We start from the raw sequence: 21,322 nt of genomic DNA on the forward strand, positions 1-21,322 counted from the left end.
TGACAGCATGGACGAAACACCCCCAACCGACGACGACGCCAGCGCGAAGAACGAAGAACATTCGTTAGAGAACGAAAAAAGTTTGTCGAGCAACGAAAGAGAAGCCTCGAACGATGAACCGCAGTCCGGTGCGACGACCGCCGCGGAGCGCCACTCGGCCCGCGCCGCCCTCTACAGCGCGGCGGCGGGCGCGCTCTGCTACCCCGACGACGAGTTGGTCGCGGACCTGACCCACGACGAGACCGCCGAGGGTCTCCGGTCGGCGGCCGAGACGCTCGACCTGACCGCCGAGGTCGAGGCCCTGCTCTCGGCGCTCGGTTCGACCGACTGCGAGTCGCTCGAATCGGCGTACAACGACCTGTTCGGACTGCCGAGCGACGACGGCACCTACCCCGTGGTGCCCTACGAGGCCGAGTACACGGTCGGCGACGAGGTGGGCCGCCAACAGCGCCGAATCGCCACCGTGGTCGGCCTGCTCGAAGCCTTCGGCGTCGAACCGTCGGGCGACTTCGACGAGCGACAGGACCACGTGGTCGTGGAACTCGAACTGCTACAGGTGCTGGCCGCGCGGCGTGCGGTCGCCCACGAGCAGGGCGATACCGACACCGCCGACAACCTCGAACGCGCCGAGGCGATGGTCCTGGACGAACACCTCGGGGACTTCGTGCCCGCGTTCGCCCACGAGGTCCGGAAATCGACGGACGTCGACGCCGAGGACGCGTCGGCGGTCTACCGGGCCGCCGCCGACCTCGCGGAGAACGTCGTCACCCGCGACCTCGCCAGCCACCCCGAACCGGACGTGGAGTTCAAGGCGTCGTCGGAGGTGCGGTCCCGTGCCTGATCGAGACGCCGCGCGGCGCGCGACCATCGTCACGGCCGTCGTCGTGGCCGCACTCGTCGTCGCACAGACCGCGGTCACGGCCGCGGTCACGAGCGGGAGCCAACCGGCGATGTCGGTCGAGTCGGTGCCGAGCGACCCCGGCGCGTCCCAGTGGAGCGACGCCCCCGAGCGCACGGTCTCGCTGTCGAAACAGCAGATGGCTCCCCCGTTCGGCGGTGGGAGCATCGACGAGATGGCGGTCCAGACCGTCCACAACGACAGCCACACCGCGTTCCGGTTGACGTGGGAGGACCCGACCCGCGACGCCAACATCCGCGCGCCGGAAAACTACAGCGACGCCGCCGCGGTGATGCTCCGGACCGGCGACCAACCGCCCATCACGATGGGCGCGGCCGGGAAGCCGGTGGATATCTGGTACTGGCGCGCGAGTTGGCAGTCGGCCGACGACGAGTCGTCGGGCGGCGACATGTACGCGTACCCGCATCCCGACGACGAGACAAAGCCAGCACGGGCCGCCGGGAATCCGCTCTCGACGCCGCCGACGGACCGGTTCGCCCAGAACTACTACGCCAAGGGGTACGGGTCGCTGACCCACGCGCCGCGCCAGAACGTCCGGGCGCGCGCCGAGCGGACCGACGACGGCTGGTCGGTGGTGTTCGTCCGCGAACACGGCACCGAGGGTAAGTTCGACGCCGACCTCTCCGAGGGCGAGAACGTCTACCTCGCGTTCGCGGTGTGGAACGGGAGCGCCGACGAGGTGAACGGCCAGAAGTCGCTGACGCTCCAGTTCACTCAACTCGACACCGGGGAATGGGCGATGAGCGACGCGAGCAGTGGGTCGAGTGGATCGAGCAGCGCGGGTCAGTCGGCTGAATCGGACGGCGGGTCGGACTCCGGCGGTCAGTCCGAAGGTCTGTGGATGACTCACTCGGTCACGAACTGGGTCGTCGGTCTCGTGGCGACGACCCTGCTCACGTGGTCGGTCGTCTACTGGAGGGCCAGAGGATGAGCGAGAAGTACGCCAACCGGAGCGCCCGCGCTCGGTCGCCCGCCGACGACGAGACCGACCTCCGGAGCCTGCTCGAATCGCCCTGCGAGTACGAGCGCCAGGACGCCGCGCTCGCGCTGGTGGACCGCGCCGAGAGTGAGGGTCTCGACCCCGAAACCGCGAACGCGCTCGCCGAACGACTCGCCGAGGACGAGAGCGAGGACGTGCGTCAGTTCGCCGTCGAGGCGCTGGGCGTGGCCGGAGGCGAAGCGACCGGAAACGACGCGACCGAGGGCGCGGAAACCGCCATCCGGGCCGCGCTCGGCGACGACGAGGAGTGGGTCCGGGCCGAGGCGGTGGTCGCGCTCTCGCGGGTCGCGCCCGGGGCCGACGTGCTCGCGGACGCGCTCGGCGACGACAGCGGGTGGGTCCGGCGCAACGCGGTCATCGCGCTGGGCAAGACCGAGCGAGCGACCGCCGAGGAGTTGGCCGACCGAATCAAGAACGACCCCCATCCGGCGGTCCGGGAGTACGCCGCCCTCTACCTCGGCAAGCGCGCCGACGACGCCGGAACGGGAGCCGAGGAGGCAGTTCGCCTGCTGGCGGCGGTGCTGGCCCGCGACCCCGAGGCGTTCGTCCGGGCGAAGGCGGCCGAGTCGCTCGGCGACCTCGCCACCGACCGGGCCGAGCAGGCGCTCGAAACCCACGGCGTCACCGACCGGAGCGACGACGTGAAGCGAACTGTCAAGCGCGCGCTGGCGTCGGCCCGCGGCGTGGACCCCGACCAGTTGGACGTGGAGATAGACGACGGCCCGCCCGGCGGCGGACCCCAGGCACCCGGCGAGACGCCGGGCGGCGGTCCCGGAGACGGTCCGGGCGGAACCCCCGACGGGCCGGGACCGAGCGGCGGACAGATTCCCGGCGACCCGACCCAGAGGTGACACACTATGTCGAACACTGACCCAGAGAGCGAAGCGGCACAGGGCGAATCAGTCGGCGTCTCCGCGAGCGAAGAGGGTGGAGGCTCGACGGACGAAAAGCGTGAGTCCGTCGGCGTCTCCATCCCCGACGAACACGTCGGCGCGTTCGTCGCCGAGGTGTTCGAGGACGTGGAGCGCGACACGACGTGGGAACGGGTCGTCTCGGCGCTGGTGGCCGACGAGGCCCGGAGTGAGTGGGACGCCCTCGTACCGACCGAGCAGGTCGCGGCGGTCCTCTCGGCCGCCGCCGACTACGACGAGCGCGCGGTCGGCCGCCTCTCCGGAATCCCGACCGACCGCGGCCAACCCACGCCCGAAATCCGCGACGACTTCGAGGAAGCGATGCGGTGTCGCCGGAACGCCGACCAGTTCCGCGACGGCGTGGCCTCGGCCTACGCCGACGGAGTCGTCGGCGACGACGAGTTGGTCGCCGCGGTCGAGGAAGGCGACTTCGATACCGGCGTCATCGCCGAGCGCGAGGACGAACTCGACCGAGTGGCCAACGCCTACGACTTCGAGTTCCGGCCCTACGGCGGCACCCTGATGCACGACGAGGGCGAGGGCGAAGACGAAGAAAATCCGCTGGAAGACTTCGAGGCGTGGTAAGATGACCGAAACTATCGAAACCCGCGTCGGCGAGGCGGTCGCCAGCGTCGAGGACCCCGACTTCGGTGCGAGCGTCGTCGACGCCGGACTCGTGACCGACGTGTCGGTCGCCGACGGTATCGCCACGATTTCGGTGGATCTGGCGGGCGCGGACCCCGAAGACGCCGAGGAAGTCTCGGAGGCGATCCGACGCGCCGCGTTCGAAGTCGCGGGCGTCGAGCAGGTCCGGGTCGAGGGCGACACCCCCGATTCGGCTGGCGGGACGCACGGCGGCGCGGCGCGAGCGCACGACCACGGCTCCGGGTCGATGCTTCCGGAGGTCGAACACGTGATCGCGGTCGGGAGCGCGAAGGGCGGGGTCGGCAAGACCACCGTGGCGACCCACCTCGCTCGCGCGCTGGCCGACGACTACGACGTGGGCCTGTTCGACGCCGACATCCACGGCCCGAACGTGCCCGAGATGGTCGGCGTCGAGGGGCCGGTCGAAGCCACCGACGACGGACAGGCCGCTCCGGCGGAGGTGGACGGTATGCAGGTCATGAGCATCGGTCTCATCGCCAACGACGCACCGCTGGCGTGGCGCGGGGCGATGGCCCACGACGCGCTGACCGAACTGCTCGAAGACACCGCGTGGTCCGACCGCGACGTGCTGGTCGTGGACCTGCCGCCGGGCACCGGCGACGTGGTGCTGACGATGCTCCAGGAGGTGCCGGTGACGGGGTCGGTCCTGGTCACAACGCCGTTTCCGACCAGCCTCTCGGACACGGGCCGGAGCGCCGCGCTGCTGGAGGAGAACGGCGTTCCGGTCGTCGGCGCGGCCGTGAACATGCGCGGGTTCACCTGCGAGAACTGCGGCCACGACCACGACCTCTACGGCGACGGCGACCCCGGCGACGAGTTGGGCGTAGAGGTGCTGGCCGAACTCCCGTTCGACCGCGGGTTGCAGACTCCCGATTCGGAGGAACCGCCTGCGCCCGTGGCCGCCCTCGCGGGAGCAGTGAGCGACCACCTCGAACGCGACGACACGGGACCGGTCTCGGTGCCCGACTCGGCGCTCGACGTTCGGGGTCTGCCGCCGCGAATCCGCCACGAGCAGGTCGGCGAGGAGTTCCGAGCCTTGGACCCGGGCGAGGAGTTCTACGTGGTGAACGACCACGACCCCTCGCCGCTGGCCGAGATGCTGGCCGGGGAGTGCGACGGTGGGTCGGCCGACGACGTGTTCGACACCTGCGAGGTGCATCGCCGCGCGCCCGACGAGTGGGTGCTAGAGGTACGGCGGGCGGCGTGAGTCGGCGGCCGTCTCGAACCTGTAGCGTTCGTTTCTCGCTACGACGTCGGCGAGGCGCTACCGCCACTGGGCTTCTGCCAGTAGTAGAGACCGACGTTGAGCGCGATACCGACGACGAGCAGGCCCCAGTTGAACCACGGATTGTTGTACCACACCACGTCGATGCCGAACGATTGGCGGTAGAGCGGCCAGAGCGGTTCGATGGCCTCCGAGATGTCCGGGGCCGAGAGCATGTCGGCGAAGACGTGAGCAACACCGGCGACGAACACCATCACGAACCCGAGCGAGTAGGCGTTGGCCTCCGCCGCCTCGGAGAACCAGTCGGAGTCGTCCAGCGCCGTCTTCAGAACCCACCCGACCAGCGGGCCGATGACGGCGGCCAGAATCGTGACCGTGAACACGGTGTGGAAGACGCCGTGGTGCTTGACCGTCGGCAGGATTCCCTCCAGAACGAGGTCTACGTCGGGTAGCATCCCGAACCAGAACCCGACGCCGACGAACGTCGCGGCGGTCTTCCGGTGGTCGATGACGAGCCACGCGGGTGCGAGCCATATGAGCGCCATGCCGAGGTGTCCGGATACGTCGACCATACAGGTCGTTCGATACTCGCGCCCATACTCTTGGTGGCAGGGTCCACCGGCGCGACGCGTCGCGTCAGAACGGAAGCGACGAGTCGTCCGGGTCCTTCTCAGAAACCTCTTCCATTCTTTTGGCAATATTGTCGTTTTCGTTAGCCGCTTTTACGTTGCCGTCACCGTTCCGAAGTCGGTCGTCCAACCGCCGAAGCTTCTCGTTGATCTCGGTGCTCTCGTGGTGCATCGGTGCGACCGCGACCGTCACCCGGTCGTAGTCGTGGCGGTCGGCCAGACCGTTCCACGCCCGGAACGCGCCGACGGTGAGACTGTCGCTCTGCGGACAGAACTCGGTCGTGGGAGTGAACTCCGCGAGCAGAACGTCGGCGGAGTCGGCCCCGTCGCTCCCTTCGGACGCGGCGTCGGGCGCGCGAGCGTACCGCCACCCGGCGTCGGGGTGCCGGGTGTCGAGGTTGAGTCGGGCGAGATTGTAGCCGAAGGTGGCGTCGTAGACGCCGCGCTCTTCGAAGATGTCGCGCGTGAGTCGGTGGAACGCGCAGTGGTCGTCGCCGGTCAGCAGGTCGGTCCCGTCGAGGAACGGGCCGGGTTCGGGCAGGTGGTCCGGCCGGAACTCGTCGTACTCGTCGAACGTCTCCTCGTCGGCGTCGTCGGTGGCGAAGGGTCGCGGGATGGTGGGCATACTTGCAACTATCGCCGAGCGTCGGGTAGCCATAACCCCGAACACGTTCGAAATGCGTTTTCACAAAGTGGGAATCAGGGCCACCGCCATTTATGTAGCCCCCAAAGGACCGAGTGAAGATGAACCGAGATACTCTCGACCGACGAACGATGTTGAAGACGATGGCTGTCGGCGCGACCAGTATGGCGCTGGCTGGTTGTTCGAGCGGCGGCGGTGGTTCCGGCGGTGACGATTCCGGCGGCGACTCGGGCGGCGACGAAAGCGACGGCGACTCCGGCGGGAGCGACTCCGGCGGGAGCGAGTCGATGAGTTTCGACGGTTGGTTCGACAACGTGGGGAACTACGACGGCGTGGTAGACGAAACCGGTTCGTCGGAGGTCACGGTGGAAGTCGGCGCGGAGGGCAACAACGGCGCGTTCGCGTTCGGTCCCGCCGCGGTCAAAGTCTCGAAGGGGACGAAGGTGGTCTGGGAGTGGACCGGCGAGGGCGGGTCCCACAACGTCGCAGCCGAAGGTGGCGAGTTCAAGAGCGAGACGGTCGGCGAAGAGGGCCACACCTTCTTGCACACCTTCGACAGCACGGGCAAGTTCAAGTACGCCTGCACGCCCCACGAGGCGATGGGGATGAAGGGCGCAATCGTCGTGGAGTAACTCCATGTCGAAACCAGCGCATCGTTCGGCAGGGCCGCCGCGACGGGTCGACACCGACGAGCGACCCTTCGTCCTCATCTGGGAGTTGACGCAGGCCTGCGACCTGACCTGCGAACACTGCCGGGCCGACGCCCAACCCGACCGCCATCCCGACGAACTCACGACCGAGGAGGCGAAGACCCTCCTCGACCAGACCAGCGAGTTCGGCGAGAACCAACTGGTGGTGTTCTCGGGCGGCGACCCGCTGAAGCGCGACGACGCCGTGGAGCTCGTGGAGTACGGCACCGAAGTCGGCCTGAGCGTGACGATGACCCCGAGCGGGACCGCCTCGCTGTCGCCCGACGCCGTGGCCGACCTCGCCGACGCGGGCCTGCGCCGGATGGCGGTCAGCATCGACGGCGCGAACGCCGCGCGCCACGACGCCTTCCGCGGCGAGCAGGGGAGTTTCGAGGAGACGGTGTCGGCCGCCCAGTCCGCCACCAACGAGGGGCTTCCCTTGCAGGTCAACACCACGGTCTGCCGCCAGACCATCGCGGACTTGCCCGAAATCGCCGACCTCGTGGCCGACCTCGGCGCGGTCCTCTGGAGCGTCTTCTTCCTCGTGCCGGTAGGTCGAGGCACGGCGCTCGACCCCATCTCGCCGGACCGGGCCGAGCGCGTGATGGAGTGGCTGGTCGAGGAGGCGGACGAGTGGCCCTTCGGCCTCAAGACGACCGAGGCACCCCACTACCGGCGGGTGTCCATCCAGCAGACCGAGGCGACCCCGAAGCGCCAGATGGGCATCACCGCGGGCGACGGCTTCGCCTTCGTGAGCCACGTCGGCGAGGTCTACCCCTCGGGGTTCCTGCCCGAGTCGGCGGGCAACGTCCGCGAGCGGAGCGTCGTGGACATCTACCGGGACTCGGACCTCTTCCAGTCGCTCCGCGACGAGGACGCCCTCCGCGGCAAGTGCGGGGCCTGTCCCTACCGGAACGTCTGCGGCGGAAGTCGGTCGCGGGCCTACGCGACCACGGGCGACCCCCTCGAAAGCGACCCGCTCTGCTCGTTCGTCCCCGAGGGCTACGACGGCCCGCTCCCGTGGGACGACGCCGACCCGGGACCGGAAACGGACCCGGAGCACGCGGTCAACTCTACGTAGGAGAATCATGCAATCCGCGAACGTCGAATCGAACGAGGACGGAGAGCGAACGCCCACGGGACCCGAGCCGCCCGGCCCGGTCGAAGTCGAGGGCCGAAAGACGGTCGTCGTCTCGCCCGCCGAAACCCGGACCGGCGATCTCCCGCGGGCGACCCGCACCTGCACGGTCGAGTGCGCCTCGGGCGTCCGCGCGACCGACGAGTGGGCGGGCGTCCCGGTGGACGCGCTCGCGGCCGCGGCCGACTTCCCAGGCGAGACGACCCACCTCCGAATCGAGGCCGCGGAGTTCGCGGCCGACGTGCCGGTTCTGCCCTCGCTCGACGGAATCGTGGCGTTCGAGCGCCGGGGCGGTCGCGACGACGAGGAGGCCGGACTCCCGCGATTCGTCGCTGACGGCGTGGACGGCGAGCGACTCGTCAAGCGCGTCGAGCGGATTTCGGCCGTCACGCTGGACGCCGGGGAAGAGCCGAGAGTCGGTTGATATCCCGCTTCAGGCGGCGAATCAGTTACTGCCGAATGATGTGATCTTTCGCCGCTTCCTTGAGCGCGTCACGGTCCGAGCGGGAGAGGGTCTCTCCGCGGTACTTGCAGTCCCAGTTCACACTGTAAGCAGACGAACAGTATCCGATTAAAATTTCTGATACACTTCATTTCGGCGCAGATTGGAGGTAGCTACGGCTGGAAAACCGCTACTTCCTGCTCGCCGCGCTCGGCCAGAATCCGCTCGACGATGGCGCTCGACGAGTACAGTCGCTCGTCGTCGGCCTCGGCCAGCGACGCCCGCCTGACCTCGCACTCGACGCCCCACTCGGCGAGCATCGCCGCGACTTTCGCCTCGTCGTGGTGCTGGTCGCCGCCCAGTACCAGCACGTCCGGGTCGATGCGGCGGATGGGCGCAGAGATGTCGGTCGAATCGCCCGCGTGGGCTGCCGTCACCGGGTCGAGGGCCTCGACCATCCGGACACGCTGGTCGTCGGGCAGGACCGGGTCCTTGTGGGCCACGCGCTCGCCGTTCGCCACGACGACGTGGAGTTCGTCGCCCGCGTCCGCGGCCTCCCGCAGGTAGTGGACGTGGCCCGGGTGGAGCAGGTCGAAGGTCCCGATCGCGACGACCCGGGTCATCTCGGCGCACTCACCTCTCGCTGACGCTCCGGCGAGGACGCCTCCCCCGCCTCCCCGAGCATCTCGACCGCCTGCTCGCGGTCCGCGGGCGTGTCCACGTCGAACAGGCTTCTGCCGGCGTTTCCGGCCGCCGACTCGGCCGGGACCGACCGAGCGTCGAGGCGGTCGAACAGCGCCGAGAGCCGCGCCTCGCCGCCGTCGAGCAGGGCGTCACAGGCCTGCCGAGCGCGAGCGGTCCGGTAGACCGCCTGCGTCGGGTGAAGTCGGCCCTCGGTCCGGACCGCGGCGGCCTCGGCGTCCGGGTCGTCGTCCAGTCGCTCGGCGAGAGCCGAGAGGAGTCGCGGGTCGAGAAACGGCGCGTCGCAGGCCACCAGCGCGCAGTTCGCGGTCTCGACCGCTCGGAGCGCGGCCCGAAACCCGAACAGGGGGCCGCGGTCGGGCACCGAGTCGGGAGCGAATCGAATCGGAACCGGAACCGAGCCGAGCGCGTCGGCGAACGCCTCGCGCTGGTCGGTCCGGCAGTTGACCACCACGCGGTCGGCCGCTTCGCCGAGTCGCGCGACGACCCGAGCGAGGAGGGGCCGACCGCCGAGGCGGGCCAGCGCCTTGTCGCAGTCGCCGAACCGCCGGGAGTACCCGCCCGCGAGGACGACGCCAGTCAGGTCGTCGGTCTCCATCTCCGGAGTCATCTCTCGTCCGGTGATTCTCACCCCTCGGCGGTAGTGGTTGGGCCGAACGGGTTCGGCGCAGGCGCTTCGGAGGGAGCGATACAACGACAGTTCGTGAACCGACTCGTCGAAGTGGACGCAGACCCCGACCCGGAGGCTGTCGCCAACCAAATCCGGGACCGGGCCGAGCGCGTCCGTCGCCGGGAACTCGAAACCGCACTCGGGCGTCTGGAAGCCAGCGGCGAGGTGACGCCCGCCGAGCGTCGAGCGGTCGCGTCGCTCTCGGCCAGTATCACCGACGCGCTGGTCGAACGCTGGGCGTCGAATCTCGTCGCCGGCGAGATGGACGCCGAGGCCGCGCTCGACCTGCTCGCGGAGTGACACCGGAGTCGCTGCCCGCAGAGCGCGCCGGAGACACCAGCGCGCCGCCGGACCGAACAGGTTCGGGAACGGGAGTAACGAGGTGGCGTTCCGAGAGTCGAGTATGAGCGTCGGTATCGTCGGCGGCGGTATCACGGGACTGGCGACACACCACTACCTCCGGGAGTCGGGCGTCGAGAGCGTCGTCTTCGAGGCCGACGACGAACCCGGCGGGGTCGTCCGGAGCGCGGAAGTCGAGGGGAGGGTCCTCGACTTCGGGCCACAGCGGACCCGCCTCACGCCGAGCATCCGGGAGTTGGTCGAGTCGGTGGGACTCGACGACGAGATGCGACGGGCCTCGGACCCACCGCTGTACGTCTACCGCGACGGGAAGTTACGACTCGTTCCCCAATCGCCGCGGGAGGCCGTGACGACCGACCTGCTCTCGTGGCGCGGGAAGGCCCGCGCGCTGTTGGAACCCCTGACCGGCCCGGCGCGCGACGGCGAGACCGTAGAGGCATTACTGACCCGGAAGTTCGGGTCGGAAGTCGCGCGCTACTACTTCGGGCCGCTCTACGGCGGCATCTACGGCTCGCACCCCGGCAAGATGCCGACGGAGTACTCCCTGGCGAAGGCGCTCGACGCGGCCGGAATCGAGGGAAGCGTGCTGACCTCGGTCGCTCGGAAGGTGCTAGCGGGCCGGGACGCCCCGCCTATCGTCTCGTTCGACGCGGGCCTCCAGCGACTCCCCGAGGCACTCGCCGAGACTCACAGCGAGAGCGTGCGACTGGAGACGCCAGTCCGGGAGGTTCGGCGCGCGGAGGGCCACGACGGGGAGGGAGACCGGGCGGGACTCGTCGTCGAGACCACCGACGGCGAGGAGTACGTGGACGACCTCGTCGTGACCACGCCGGCGGACGTGACCGCCGACCTCCTCGGGGACCTCGCGCCCGACTCCGCCGCGGCGCTCCGGGAGTTGAACTACAACCCGCAGGCGGTCGTTCACCTTCACTCGGAGGCCGACCTGACCGGCGCGGGGTATCAGGTCCAGTACGACGAGGCGTTCCTGACGCTCGGCGTGACGTGGAACGCCAGCCTGCTCGGCCGCGACGGCGTCTACACCTGCTATCTCGGCGGGTCTCGGAACCCGGAACTGGTTGAGGAGAGCGACGACGAACTGGCGTCGGTTGCAGTCGAGGAGTTTGAGGAGATAACCGGCCACTCGGCGCGGGCGCTTTCGGTCCGCCGACTCCGGCGCGGGATGCCCGCCTACGACCGGAGTTGGTCGGCGCTCGACCGGGTTTCCGCGCCGCAGGGGGTTCGGCTGTGTACGAACTACACCGCGCGCGCCGGGATACCGGGCCGGGTTCGGGAGGCGAAGCGAGTGGCCGAGGAGTTGGCCGACCGCGGGCGTACAGAAGTGCCACCCCGCGAAAGTCACTGAGCTGGGACCGCAGTTCGGGACGACCGGTTTCGGAGGCTAGGCTCTAGGGTCGTACTAGTATCATGTGCAGAAGATAACACGTACTTCCACGGGGGCCCTCGGTCCGAGTACGATGGGACTTAGCGACTTCGAACCGCCGTGCGAAAATCCGTACGAGTGCATCGACGAACAAGTTAGAGAGTGCATCGACGGCCCCGTCGGTCGGCAGGAATCGGACGAGGGATACACGTATTACGTCGGGATGGTGAAGCGGGGTCGGGCGTTCGTGACGGTCCAACCGAACGTCTGGCTCTACCTCGACCCCTCCGTCAGAAGTGGAATCGACGCGTACAGTCCACCGCAGGCGGTGAGCGAACACCAGCAGTTCGAGCGGGTACCCGACGGCGAGAAGTGGCGTTCGTCGTTCGGTCACCGAGTGAAAGTCAGACCGGTCGGGGAGTGTGAACTTTCGGCGCAGACGATCCGTGCTGTGCGCCAGTCGTACGGACAGGTTCGACGGACGACACTCCGTTGATATCCGTCGGCTACCCCTCCACGTACTCCTTGACGATCTTCTCCTCTACGCGGTGCAGGGTCTCGCTGGCGGTCGATTTCGCCACGTCCGCCTCTCCGGCGAGTTCGGTCAGCGAACACCGCCGCGGGGTGTCGTAGTACCCCTCCTCGACCGCCGTGTTCAGCAACTCGCGCTGGCGGTCGGTCAGCAGACTCTCGGAGTTGACCATCTCCCGGACGTACTCCACGTCGAACTGCATCCCGAAGGCCTCCAGTTGCGCGGTGAACGCCGAGAGGCGGTCGCGTGACGCCGTGAGTTCCACTTCGGCCTCGCCGTCGCGGATGGTGAACGGGAGTTCGAGCGGCAGGCCCGACTCCTGGACCGTGAACAGCAGGAGCGGCGCGGTCGTCTCGAACTCGACGAGCGCGGACTCCTCGGAGGCTTGCTGGAGGTCGAGGCGCACGATGTCCTCGCGGTCGTCCATCGCGCCGACGACCGCGGGCAGGTCCGACGACGTAATCTCCAGCAGGCCGACGCCCGTCTCGTCGGCCGGGAACGCGGCCAGTACACGGAACTCGGTGTCCGGGAATTCCGACGATACCTCGGAGATCCACACGTCTTCGGGGAGCGTGATGTGTAGTTTCGCGGTTGGCATCTCTAGCTACTGTTTCTCTTCCCGCAAATGGATAAGTCTTCCCGAACATGTTCGCATTTCTCCCCGGCGACGATCGGTAGGCCGACGAACGTGTTCGGGGCAAACGTCGTGGGAGCGGGCCGCGTAGCGGCGGGTATGCAGACCGACTTCACCGAACGAGCAGTCGAGCGCACCGACGCCCCGGCCGACCGGTCCCGCGAGGTTCTCGACGTTCGGGAATTCGGGCCGCCGAAACCGCTGACCGAGACGCTCGAAACGCTGGCGGACCTCGCCGACGGAACCGTGCTCGTGCAGGTCAACGACCGGGCCCCGCAACACCTCTACCCCAAACTCACCGACAGGGGGTACGAGTTCGAGACCGTCACCGACGAGGACGCGGTTCTGACGGCGATCTGGCGGAAGAACTGAGCCGGCCGACGTACCGGGTCGCTCCCGGCCGGTTCACAGCATCTCGTCGAGCGCGACGTACGACCCTTCTTCGGCGGTAATCCACTCGGTTACGAGGGCTTCGTCCGAGGCCCCATCCGGATAGAGGGTACACTCGTCGGACTGGGAGTCGTGTTCGACCACGACCGCAGTCAGGGCGTCGAGTCGGTCGGAGGACGCGTCGTCGGTCGGCGGCGTTCCGTCGTCGGCGTTGGGTGGAGCGGTGTTCGTCATGGTTGGAGTTAGGCGGCGAGTAGGGAGTCAGTTGTCGGAGTTGGCGTCCAGCGCGGCCTCGACGACCGGCGAGTCGGCGTCCGCGATGTTGACCGTCAGGACGGGCACCGTCGAGAGGGTGACGACCTTCTGGGAGACGCTACCGAGCATGTCGCGCGTCGGGTCGGCCCCGTGGGTGCCCATGACCACGAGGTCGGCATCGCGGTCGTCTGCGGCCGCGAGAATCTCGTCGGCGGGGTTTCCCTGCCGAATCTCGGTCGTGACCGTCACGTCGTCGAACCTGGCCGCGGCCTCGTCGGTCGCGCGCTCGCCTTCTTCGCGGAGTCGGTCCGTCACTTCGGGAATCCGGTCGTCTTCGAGCGTCAGGAACGCTCGGTCGTCCACGACGTAGAGGACGTGAACGTCGGCCCCCCGCCGACCGGCGACGTCGCGGGCGTGTTCGACCACCGTCTCCATAGCTTCGCTCCCGTCGGTCGGAAGCAACACCGTGTCGTACATTACGTGCGATACTCGGTGCCGGGACGGTATATATGTGCTCAGTCGTTCCCACTCGATGAAAACGGAAGACGACCCCCGACAGAAGCTAACCTCTAACGTTCACAAATTTACCTAAATTCAGGCGCTAATGCCCCGTCCTCAAGGAGTCGTTCGAGAGAGCTTCGCTCTCTCGTGATCACGAAAATCTTCGATTTTCGGACAACAACGCAGGCCGAAGGCCGAGTAGCGCAGTAGGTCGGGGATACAGCACCGTCATTGTCCTACAAACAGTCTGCGACGACCAGCCCACAGGCTCACCGATACGATTATACATCTAGACAGTGTATCTATATCGTACATGGACCAGTTCACAATCAACGGCCACGAAGTCATAGACGGCGAGGTGAAAGCCACCGGCAACGGCGCTCATGTCTATGTCCCGAAACGGTGGCGCGGTGCGGACGTGAAAGTCGTCCGTACTTCTGAACCCGACGATGAATAGATGAACTACAACTACAGGTATCGACTGAACCCGTCCGATGACATCCGTGAGCGATTAGCGTGGACTGTCGATACCTGTAGGCAGGTCTACAACCACTTCCTCCACCGTTTCAATCGGCACGACGATACCTCGGCGTACTCCGAGCAAAAGCGTCTGCCGGACCTGAAAGACTGGTGGACTGACCTGCAAGACGTTCACTCAAAGGTGCTTCAGAAAGCCGTCCAGAGGTTATACGACAACCTCTCGACGCTCAAGGCCCGCAAAGAGAACGGCTACAACGTCGGGGAGTTGAAGTGGAAAGCGCCGGGAGAGTACCAATCATTCACCTACAGTCAGTCTGGCTTCAAACTCAAAAACACGAGTGGTCAGACTCGACTGTGGCTCTCGAAGATTGGTGACATCCCCATCATGTTTCACCGTGACCTTCCCGACGACGCGACCCTCAAGACCGTCACGGTCAAACGCGAACCCACCGGCACGTGGTACGCCATCCTTGGCGTCGAAACCTCCGACGACCCACCCGAGAAGCCCGAGAAGGTGACTGACGCTGTTGGTATCGACGTGGGTATCCTGAAACATGTCCACGACAGCAATGGAACCGCTGTCGAGTCACCTGACCTCTCCGACGAACGCGAGCGGTTGGAACGCGCCCAACGCAATCTCTCGCGGAAGGAACACGGCTCGAACAACTGGGAGGAACAGCGCAAGACGGTTGCCCGCAGACACGCCGACTTGAAGCGCAAACGCCGAGATTTCCTGCACAAACTCTCGGCGTACTACGCCCGCGAGTACGACCTTGTAGCGGTTGAGGATTTGGACGCGAAAGGGCTGGTTGAACTCCCCGGTAACTCTCGGAATCGGGCGGGAGCCTCGTGGGGGACGTTCCTCCGGATGCTCGAATACAAATGCGAGCGCGAAGAGCGCACTTTGTCGCCGTAGACCCCCGAGGAACGACGAAAGAGTGCGCGTCATGCGGAACGAAGACGGACAAACCGCTGTGGGTGCGTGAGCATTCGTGTCCGTCGTGTGGGTTCGAGGTGGACAGAGACGCGAATGCGTCGTGGAACATTCTGTCTCGCGGTCTCGAACAAGTAGGGACGGGCTGTCCCGAATCAACGCCTGTGGAGACTGCGCTCCCTACGGACACCGATTCGGTGTCTGCAAAGCGCGTCGTGGAAGCAGGAAGCCCCACCCTCAAGGAGCGACCCGCGTCAGCGGTGAGCGAGTAGGGTGGGGAGGAAGTCACTTATTCAGCCGTTCTCGCCGTCTGGGGAAGGGATACACGGATATACGTCTTCAGTGTGGAATTTCTTACATGACAATCGTAGTTCCGTTCGACGGCTCCGAACTCTCCGAGGCCGCCCTCGTGCGCGCGACTGCGCTACGGGGAGGCCTTCGAGGAGAGCGTCCTCGCACTCACTATCGTCCCCGAGAGCGACGTGGAGTACGCCCGCGAACACGGCTGGCTCGGACTCGACGAGGACTGGGAGGTCCAGCACGGTCTGGTCAACGGCGACCTCGCGTACATGATGGTTTTCCTCGCCGTGGCGGCGTTCGGCGCGGGACGACTCCTCGGACTCGACGCGCTGATAGAGAAGTACGAAACGGGCGGCGAACTACTGGTCGAGCGCTACCCCAAACTGCGGTACGTCCTCGGCTGAATCCCCTCCGCTCGGACGCCTCTCGTTCCGTCACTCGGCGTACAGCGAGTAGAGGATGATAGCGAATCCGACAGCAGTCAGCGCGCTCTCGACGACGAGCGCCGACGTTGCGGCGGTTTCGAGCAGGCGGTCCACGACGCCCGCGAGTAGCGACCCGAGCGTGACGGTGCCGAACCCGAGCGCCAGCGCCCGGAGCGCGGTCGCGCCGGTCCGGCGGTAGGCCTTGAACGCGAAGTAGGTGATGAGACCACCCAGTACAAGCGTTATGGTCTTGAGAGCGACGACGGTAGAGGTGATGTGAACCATGTCAGGTCTCCTTGCGGACCTCGGCCCAGAGGCCCGCGAGTTGCTCCTCGGCCGACTGGGTCGGTCGGGTGATGGACACCTCGAACTGGCGCTCCTCGTCGAGGAACACCTTGACCTCCTCGAACGCCAGGGCGTACTCCGAAGTGTGGTGGCCGTCGGTCCGGATGGCGGTCTGCTCGCTCAGTATCGAGGCGTCGGTGAGTCGCTCTAGTTTCCGATACGTGGTCGACGTGGGAATGTCACACTGGGTGGAAATTTCGCTCGCGGTCATGGGTTCTTGGATTTGGCGGACGATTCGCCTGCAGTCAGGGTCGTCCAGGGCGTCGAGGACGGATTGGAGTTCCGGCGAGTCCTCAGTCCCCAACGGGTCGCGGACCATCGAATGGGATTCATTCTGATACGAACATAAGACGTTCGACTTCAGTCCCAAAAAGCGGTTCCGACCAGCGGAACGAACTGGAACGGTCTGCAACGGACTGCCCCATCGTTATAGCTACGGACCAAACTAGGAACCGTACCGAAGTGGCCTCTACCAAAATCGACATGAACGAAACGCCGACCATACTGATAGTAGATGATAATCGCCCGCTCGCGGACGGCTTTGCTCGCGCCCTCCCCGAAGAATACGAAGTGTTGACCGCCTACACGGGTAAGGAGGCCCGGGAATCGTTCCACGAGGACGTCGACGCGGTCCTGCTGGACCGTCGCCTACCGGACGTTTCGGGAGACGAACTCCTCGACGAGATTCGAGAGGGGGAGTTCGATTGCCGAATCGCGGTCGTCTCGGCAGACCAACAGTCCTCCGACCTCGACTGCGACACTTACCTCACGAAACCGCTCGCCGGCCCCGACGTCGTTCGTGACACCGTTGAAGACCTCCTCGACGGAAACGTCTCGGACTGACCATCTCGGACGTCTCGGCCTGACTATCTCGGGGTCGTGGCTCCTCGCCCACGACTGCGCTCGTGGCTGTTCACGACCATCTGTTTCGTGAACTGTTCACCGATTCGACGCGAACCCTTTTGTCCCTTCTCGGAGTACGTAGTCCCATGAGATTTGTTATCGTTGGTGCAGGACGGGTCGGTCTGCGTACCGCCCGCATCTTGCAGGAAGAGGGCCACGAAGTGACCGTCGTGGAGAACGACGCCGACAAGGCCGAGCGCGGTCGTAAGGAAGGTTTCGTGGTCATTGAGGGCGACGGGGCCAGCGAGGAGATCCTGGAGCAGACCGACCTCGAAACCGCCGACGCTATCGGCGGGTTGACCGGCGACCTGAACGTCAACTTCGCGGCGTGCATGATCGGCAAGCACTACGGCTGTCGGACGGTCCTGCGCATCGACGAGGACTACCGCGAGGACATCTACCACAAGTTCGCCGATGACGTGGACGAGGTGGTCTACCCCGAGCGCCTCGGTGCGGCAGGTGCGAAGACCGCACTACTCGGCGGGAACTTCAACGTCATCGCCGACCTGACCGAGCAACTCCAGTTGACCACCGTGGTCGTGGCCGACGACTCGCCGATCGTCGGCCAGCATGTCAGCGCGGTCGAACTCCCCGAGGACGCGCGCATCTACGCCCACGGTCGGGCGCGAGAGCGCATGACGATTCCGCTGCCGAACACGACGATAGAGGGGGGCGACCAACTCGCGGTCATCGCCGACCAGACGGCCCTGTCGAACGTGCGCCAGCGTCTCCAGGGCGAGGCGGCGGAAACGGCCGAGTAGGCTTCCGGATTCGGTCGCCTATCCCAACGTGCGGTACGGGAAGCCTCGCCGTTTACAGCGAGAAGGAAGTCACCGAACGAAGTACGAACTTCCAAAAAATCGACCGAGGAGGGCAGTGGGTAGCGCGGGGTAGTGGTTGACACCCCGAAACGAGAACTTTCGTGGGAGGATTGGTGACACTGTGGCGAGAAGCCAACTCGCCGCCAGAGCCTCCGGCGTCGTCGGGCTGTCGACCGGGAGACTGCTGCACGCTTCGCGCCCGAGCCGTCCGGGCGCATTCCATTCTTTGGCCGGTTCGGACTTTGTTATGTGCCGTCTGCACCGGCTGCAGGTTGCGTCTGCACACCGAACGGTCCAGTCAGACGACACCTAGGCCGGCCGTAAGAGGTGATTACTGGGCGTATCTGTCTTCGACTCCTGCGGTGCGGCGTAACACTCGTCCCTACCACGACTCGCCGAGGAAGTTCCGAAAGGGGGAGTGGGAGAGGGTGTGGTGGTGTGCCGGGCGCGCGGTGTGGGAGGATGGGGGAAGAGAGGCCGTCGATGCGCGCCCAGTCGGGCGTGTGAACGGGACCTACTTAAAGGTGCGTCAGACGGACGGCGACGAAATCGCCCTCGGGCTACGGTTCTCTCCGACGACTGCGAGGTCTGGACGGTCGCGGTCGGTCTCGGCGTGACCGGACTCGACACGGTCGGACTCGGCACGGCGGACTCGATTCGGCGAGGGTAGTTGCGAGTCGTCCTCGGACTCGCCGCGGTGAGGAGTTTCACCGTCGCACTTGCCGAGTCGCCTACCTTCAAGGTCGGCCGGACCGAGACTGGTCGTATGTACGGAACCGGCGTGCCGCTGATTACGCCCTTCGACGAGGACGGGGAACTCGACGCCGAGCGACTCCGAGAACTCGTCGGATGGGTGCAAGACGGCGGCGTGGACTTCATCGTTCCCTGCGGGTCGAACAGCGAAGCCGAACTGATGGGCGTCGAGGAGCGTGCCCGCGTGGTCGAACTCGTCGCCGACGAGGCCGACGTGCCGGTTGTGGCCGGGACGGGCCACCCCGGACTGAAGGAGACGCTCCGCCAGACCGACCTCGCCGCCGAGGCCGGCGCGGACGCCGCGCTGGTGGTGACGCCGTTCTACTACCACCACGACGACGAGGCACTGGAAGACTACTACCGCGAGGTCGCCGACGAGAGTCCGATTCCGATCTACCTCTACAGCGTGCCGGTCTTCACCGACGTGAAACTCTCGCCCGAGGTGGTCGGGCGACTCGCCAGCCACGACAACGTGGCCGGGATGAAAGACTCCAGCGGCGACGTCGAGACCCTCCAGCGCGAGCGCAGACTGACCGACGACGAGGAGTTCGACCTGTTCGTCGGCAGCGGGAGCGTCTACGCCCACGCGCTCGCGTCGGGCGCCGACGGCGGGATTCTGGGACTGGCGAACGTCGTGCCCGAGCGCGCCAGCGAGATTTTCGAACTCCATCAGGCCGCCGAAGACCAGGCGGCCCGCCAACTCAACGCGCGACTGGTGGAACTCAACCGGGCGGTTACCTCCCGATTCGGCGTGCCGGGCGCGAAGGCCGCGATGGCCGAGCGAGGCGTCCCCGCGGGCTATCCGCGCAAGCCGCATCGGGAGGTCGGCGAGGACGTGCGCGCCGAAATCGCGGAACTGGTCGAGGTCGCCACGCCGTAGGCGGGACTTTTTATCCGTTCTTCGCACCGATTGCTCCGGTGTCCGTGGCGATTCGTAGCAGAGCGAGAGGAATTCGTAAACGAGTTTCCGATTACAGCGTCGTCTGACCGCCGAAAAGAGCCGACTCAGTTGCTTTTCGAGAGCGTCTGAAGCACCCCGCTGACGAAGGGCCGGGGGTCGTCGAGTCGGAGGAAGTCGAAGCGGGGTTGTCGGACGACCGACTCGCCGATCTCCCACGCGGTCTCCCGGAGCGTCGGCCGTTCCACGAACGGCGACTCGTCGCGGAGGACGCTGGTGAGGTAGCCGAGTTCGCCGTACAGCAGGTGGCTCCCGACGCCGAGTTCGAAACCGGGGTCGATTTCGCTCTGGCGGCCCTGCGACTGGAGCCAGTAGTAGTGAGGGAAGTCCGCGCCCGCCTGCACCGTCGAGGGGAGCGACTGCCACATCCGGGGGTTGATTTCGGTCAGGTAGTACTCGCCGGTTTCGGCGTGTTCCATGTACTCGATGCAGGCCAGACCGTGCCAGTCGAGTTCACCGAGTAAGTCGCGGGCGACCGCTTCGAGTTCCGGGTCGTACATCGATTCTCGGTAGACACCGCCGCCGCCGGTGTAGGAGTTGCCCCGAATCTGGTGGTGCTGGAACGTGGCGACCGGTTCGCCGCGGTCGTACAGTCCGGCGAACATGTACTCGTCGCTCGACGGGACGAACTCCTGTACGATGGGGACGTGGTTCATCTCGGCCAGCATCTCCTCGCGGTCGGGTTGCTCGCCCGGCCGGTTGTGGGTGACGTTGTTGACCTCCTCGGCCTCGCTCGGGCCGTGCGTATCGACGTACTCGTCGGCGAGCAGGTTGTACCGGGACTTGACGATGCGCTCGCCGTCCCAGTCGTCCACCTCGTCGAACGGTCTGGTCTCGGGGACCGGCACGCCCGCGGCCTCGGCGGCCTCGGCGAGTTTCACCCGGTCGTGAACTCGTTCCAGCGTGGCGATGTCGGGTACTTCGAGCGAGACGTACTCGGCGAACTCGTCGCGGTACTTCGACAGCAGGTAGGCGTCGTACTCCCGGACGGGAATCACGGTCCGTACGTCGTCGCGCGCGGCGAGGTCCAAGAGCGCGTCCTTGTACGCCAGCAGGTCCTCGTCGGGCGACGGAAGCGTGGCCGTCTCGTCGCAGAACCGCGAGGCGAACACGGGGACGTGGTCGTGTTCCGAGGCCGTGACGGTGTGAACGCCGCGCCCACCGAGCGACCGCAGACAGGGGTAACTGTACGGTGCGACGCCCGTCGGGACGAGCACCGACGGCGCGTCATCGTTAGTCAGCGACATGTCATCGAATTCAGTCTCGGTTAACTTCAGTATAGGCCGCCAAACTGCTTCCGTGGCGGCAGTAGGGCGCTCTTTCCCCGGCGCAGGAGTGGTTTCCGTGCGGACGTGTGGTTTCACCCTAACAATGAAAATCGACGCTAGACGTCTCTATTTATTTCTTTAGGAAACGAACGTATTTCCCAGACGGGGGTTTCGATAGTTCGGTGCGTCGCTCCGCGTTTCGGGAGGTGTTCGTGGCTTGTCAACGCGAGTCGTGGTGTAGTGTCTGGCTGCTGTTCGAGCCGGTGAATTTGACTCCTCGCTTTCACCGAACAGCGGAGGACGTCGGGTGTGGGTCAACGAGGAGTGGAGAACGTCGGAATCGGGTTCGACCGCAACCGAGAACCTCAGTTCCGGGTTCGACTGCCAACAGCGAACCTCGGAGGAGCTAGCTACTCCGTGAGTCAATCGTACCGCACGGCCCCGTACA

26 protein-coding genes and 2 pseudogenes are annotated in these 21,322 nt (G+C 66.4%); 18 read left to right on the plus strand and 10 right to left on the minus strand.

Annotated elements, in window-relative coordinates; translation table 11 throughout:
* The first annotated feature begins 7 nt into the window (after positions 1-7).
* Genes E2484_RS06580 through E2484_RS06600 form a run of 5 tightly spaced genes read left to right on the plus strand, consistent with a single transcriptional unit; the run spans position 8 to position 4,703 of the window.
* Positions 8-841, plus strand: a complete 834-nt coding sequence (locus E2484_RS06580; protein ID WP_137284424.1) for a TorD/DmsD family molecular chaperone — start codon at positions 8-10, stop codon at positions 839-841.
* On the plus strand, positions 834-1,850 hold the full coding sequence (locus E2484_RS06585) for an ethylbenzene dehydrogenase-related protein (RefSeq protein ID WP_137284425.1): 1,017 nt from the start codon (positions 834-836) through the stop codon (positions 1,848-1,850). Before E2484_RS06580 ends, E2484_RS06585 begins: the two co-directional genes overlap by 8 nt.
* Entirely contained in the window at positions 1,847-2,770 is a 924-nt protein-coding gene (locus E2484_RS06590; RefSeq protein WP_137284426.1) for a HEAT repeat domain-containing protein, read from the plus strand. The genes E2484_RS06585 and E2484_RS06590 overlap by 4 nt, the downstream gene beginning before the upstream one ends.
* A 6-nt stretch (positions 2,771-2,776) precedes the next feature.
* On the plus strand, positions 2,777-3,415 hold the full coding sequence (locus tag E2484_RS06595) for a hypothetical protein (RefSeq protein WP_137284427.1): 639 nt from the start codon (positions 2,777-2,779) through the stop codon (positions 3,413-3,415).
* 1 nt (position 3,416) lies between these two features.
* Positions 3,417-4,703: a P-loop NTPase gene (locus E2484_RS06600; RefSeq protein ID WP_137284428.1), complete on the plus strand. Its 1,287-nt coding sequence runs from the start codon at positions 3,417-3,419 to the stop codon at positions 4,701-4,703.
* Between the two features lie 38 nt (positions 4,704-4,741).
* Here the strand turns inward: E2484_RS06600 and E2484_RS06605 are convergent, their stop codons facing one another.
* Positions 4,742-5,293, minus strand: coding sequence for a metal-dependent hydrolase (locus E2484_RS06605; protein ID WP_137284429.1), 552 nt, complete (start codon positions 5,291-5,293; stop codon positions 4,742-4,744).
* Between the two features lie 64 nt (positions 5,294-5,357).
* A complete protein-coding gene (locus tag E2484_RS06610; protein WP_137285321.1) occupies positions 5,358-5,975 on the minus strand; it encodes a hypothetical protein in 618 nt (205 codons plus the stop codon).
* A gap of 119 nt (positions 5,976-6,094) precedes the next feature.
* Here E2484_RS06610 and E2484_RS06615 point away from each other — a divergent pair, with 119 nt between their 5' ends.
* Genes E2484_RS06615 through E2484_RS06625 form a run of 3 tightly spaced genes read left to right on the plus strand, consistent with a single transcriptional unit; the run spans position 6,095 to position 8,244 of the window.
* Positions 6,095-6,625 (plus strand): halocyanin domain-containing protein, encoded by a 531-nt coding sequence (locus E2484_RS06615; protein ID WP_137284430.1) that lies wholly within the window; start codon positions 6,095-6,097, stop codon positions 6,623-6,625.
* 4 nt (positions 6,626-6,629) lie between these two features.
* Complete coding sequence (locus tag E2484_RS06620; RefSeq protein ID WP_137284431.1) at positions 6,630-7,763, plus strand: radical SAM protein; 1,134 nt, start codon at positions 6,630-6,632, stop codon at positions 7,761-7,763.
* Positions 7,764-7,770: 7 nt separating this feature from the next.
* Entirely contained in the window at positions 7,771-8,244 is a 474-nt protein-coding gene (locus E2484_RS06625; protein ID WP_137284432.1) for a molybdopterin-dependent oxidoreductase, read from the plus strand.
* Positions 8,245-8,435: 191 nt separating this feature from the next.
* On the opposite strand, the gene E2484_RS06630 is transcribed toward E2484_RS06625, so the two are convergent.
* Positions 8,436-8,885, minus strand: coding sequence for an adenylyltransferase/cytidyltransferase family protein (locus E2484_RS06630; protein WP_137284433.1), 450 nt, complete (start codon positions 8,883-8,885; stop codon positions 8,436-8,438).
* Positions 8,882-9,574, minus strand: coding sequence for a molybdenum cofactor guanylyltransferase (gene mobA, locus E2484_RS06635; protein ID WP_137284434.1), 693 nt, complete (start codon positions 9,572-9,574; stop codon positions 8,882-8,884). Before mobA ends, E2484_RS06630 begins: the two co-directional genes overlap by 4 nt.
* Before the next feature lie 93 nt (positions 9,575-9,667).
* Between mobA and E2484_RS06640 the strand changes: the two genes are divergently transcribed.
* The 3 genes from E2484_RS06640 to E2484_RS06650 all read left to right on the plus strand — a co-directional run bounded on the left by E2484_RS06640 (position 9,668) and on the right by E2484_RS06650 (position 11,871).
* On the plus strand, positions 9,668-9,934 hold the full coding sequence (locus tag E2484_RS06640; protein ID WP_170977256.1) for a hypothetical protein: 267 nt from the start codon (positions 9,668-9,670) through the stop codon (positions 9,932-9,934).
* A 103-nt stretch (positions 9,935-10,037) separates the two neighbouring features.
* The gene (gene hemG / locus E2484_RS06645) at positions 10,038-11,357 is read left to right on the plus strand and encodes a protoporphyrinogen oxidase (RefSeq protein WP_137284436.1); all 1,320 of its coding nucleotides are present in this window, start codon (positions 10,038-10,040) and stop codon (positions 11,355-11,357) included.
* Between the two features lie 112 nt (positions 11,358-11,469).
* On the plus strand, positions 11,470-11,871 hold the full coding sequence (locus E2484_RS06650) for a hypothetical protein (protein ID WP_137284437.1): 402 nt from the start codon (positions 11,470-11,472) through the stop codon (positions 11,869-11,871).
* 10 nt (positions 11,872-11,881) lie between these two features.
* Here the strand turns inward: E2484_RS06650 and E2484_RS06655 are convergent, their stop codons facing one another.
* Positions 11,882-12,505, minus strand: coding sequence for a helix-turn-helix domain-containing protein (locus E2484_RS06655; protein WP_137284438.1), 624 nt, complete (start codon positions 12,503-12,505; stop codon positions 11,882-11,884).
* Positions 12,506-12,640: 135 nt separating this feature from the next.
* Here E2484_RS06655 and E2484_RS06660 point away from each other — a divergent pair, with 135 nt between their 5' ends.
* The gene (locus E2484_RS06660; protein ID WP_137284439.1) at positions 12,641-12,913 is read left to right on the plus strand and encodes a DUF2249 domain-containing protein; all 273 of its coding nucleotides are present in this window, start codon (positions 12,641-12,643) and stop codon (positions 12,911-12,913) included.
* A 33-nt stretch (positions 12,914-12,946) separates the two neighbouring features.
* On the opposite strand, the gene E2484_RS06665 is transcribed toward E2484_RS06660, so the two are convergent.
* Complete coding sequence (locus E2484_RS06665; RefSeq protein ID WP_137284440.1) at positions 12,947-13,165, minus strand: DUF7511 domain-containing protein; 219 nt, start codon at positions 13,163-13,165, stop codon at positions 12,947-12,949.
* A 27-nt stretch (positions 13,166-13,192) separates the two neighbouring features.
* Complete coding sequence (locus E2484_RS06670) at positions 13,193-13,663, minus strand: universal stress protein (RefSeq protein ID WP_137284441.1); 471 nt, start codon at positions 13,661-13,663, stop codon at positions 13,193-13,195.
* Between the two features lie 337 nt (positions 13,664-14,000).
* On the opposite strand from E2484_RS06670, the gene E2484_RS06675 reads away from it, so the two are divergent.
* The 3 genes and pseudogenes from E2484_RS06675 to E2484_RS06685 form a co-directional block, all read left to right on the plus strand.
* Positions 14,001-14,144, plus strand: a complete 144-nt coding sequence (locus tag E2484_RS06675) for a DUF2080 family transposase-associated protein (protein WP_137284442.1) — start codon at positions 14,001-14,003, stop codon at positions 14,142-14,144.
* Positions 14,145-15,373, plus strand: a pseudogene (locus E2484_RS06680) (RNA-guided endonuclease InsQ/TnpB family protein).
* Positions 15,374-15,625: 252 nt separating this feature from the next.
* A pseudogene (locus E2484_RS06685) lies at positions 15,626-15,805 on the plus strand (DoxX family protein); the annotation flags it as partial.
* Positions 15,806-15,835: 30 nt separating this feature from the next.
* On the opposite strand, the gene E2484_RS06690 reads toward E2484_RS06685, so the two are convergent.
* Positions 15,836-16,111 (minus strand): DUF7521 family protein, encoded by a 276-nt coding sequence (locus E2484_RS06690; RefSeq protein ID WP_137284443.1) that lies wholly within the window; start codon positions 16,109-16,111, stop codon positions 15,836-15,838.
* A 1-nt stretch (position 16,112) separates the two neighbouring features.
* The gene (locus E2484_RS06695; protein WP_137284444.1) at positions 16,113-16,490 is read right to left on the minus strand and encodes a helix-turn-helix domain-containing protein; all 378 of its coding nucleotides are present in this window, start codon (positions 16,488-16,490) and stop codon (positions 16,113-16,115) included.
* A gap of 164 nt (positions 16,491-16,654) precedes the next feature.
* On the opposite strand from E2484_RS06695, the gene E2484_RS06700 reads away from it, so the two are divergent.
* The 3 genes from E2484_RS06700 to E2484_RS06710 all read left to right on the plus strand — a co-directional run bounded on the left by E2484_RS06700 (position 16,655) and on the right by E2484_RS06710 (position 19,528).
* On the plus strand, positions 16,655-17,014 hold the full coding sequence (locus E2484_RS06700; RefSeq protein ID WP_137284445.1) for a response regulator transcription factor: 360 nt from the start codon (positions 16,655-16,657) through the stop codon (positions 17,012-17,014).
* Between the two features lie 146 nt (positions 17,015-17,160).
* A complete protein-coding gene (locus tag E2484_RS06705) occupies positions 17,161-17,835 on the plus strand; it encodes a potassium channel family protein (protein ID WP_137284446.1) in 675 nt (224 codons plus the stop codon).
* Between the two features lie 826 nt (positions 17,836-18,661).
* On the plus strand, positions 18,662-19,528 hold the full coding sequence (locus tag E2484_RS06710) for a dihydrodipicolinate synthase family protein (RefSeq protein ID WP_137284447.1): 867 nt from the start codon (positions 18,662-18,664) through the stop codon (positions 19,526-19,528).
* A gap of 125 nt (positions 19,529-19,653) precedes the next feature.
* On the opposite strand, the gene E2484_RS06715 is transcribed toward E2484_RS06710, so the two are convergent.
* Positions 19,654-20,853: a carboxylate--amine ligase gene (locus tag E2484_RS06715; protein ID WP_137284448.1), complete on the minus strand. Its 1,200-nt coding sequence runs from the start codon at positions 20,851-20,853 to the stop codon at positions 19,654-19,656.
* Between the last annotated feature and the right edge of the window lie 469 nt (positions 20,854-21,322).

Origin of the sequence: Halorussus salinisoli, from assembly GCA_005239435.1 — an archaeon.
Lineage (GTDB): Archaea > Halobacteriota > Halobacteria > Halobacteriales > Haladaptataceae > Halorussus > Halorussus salinisoli.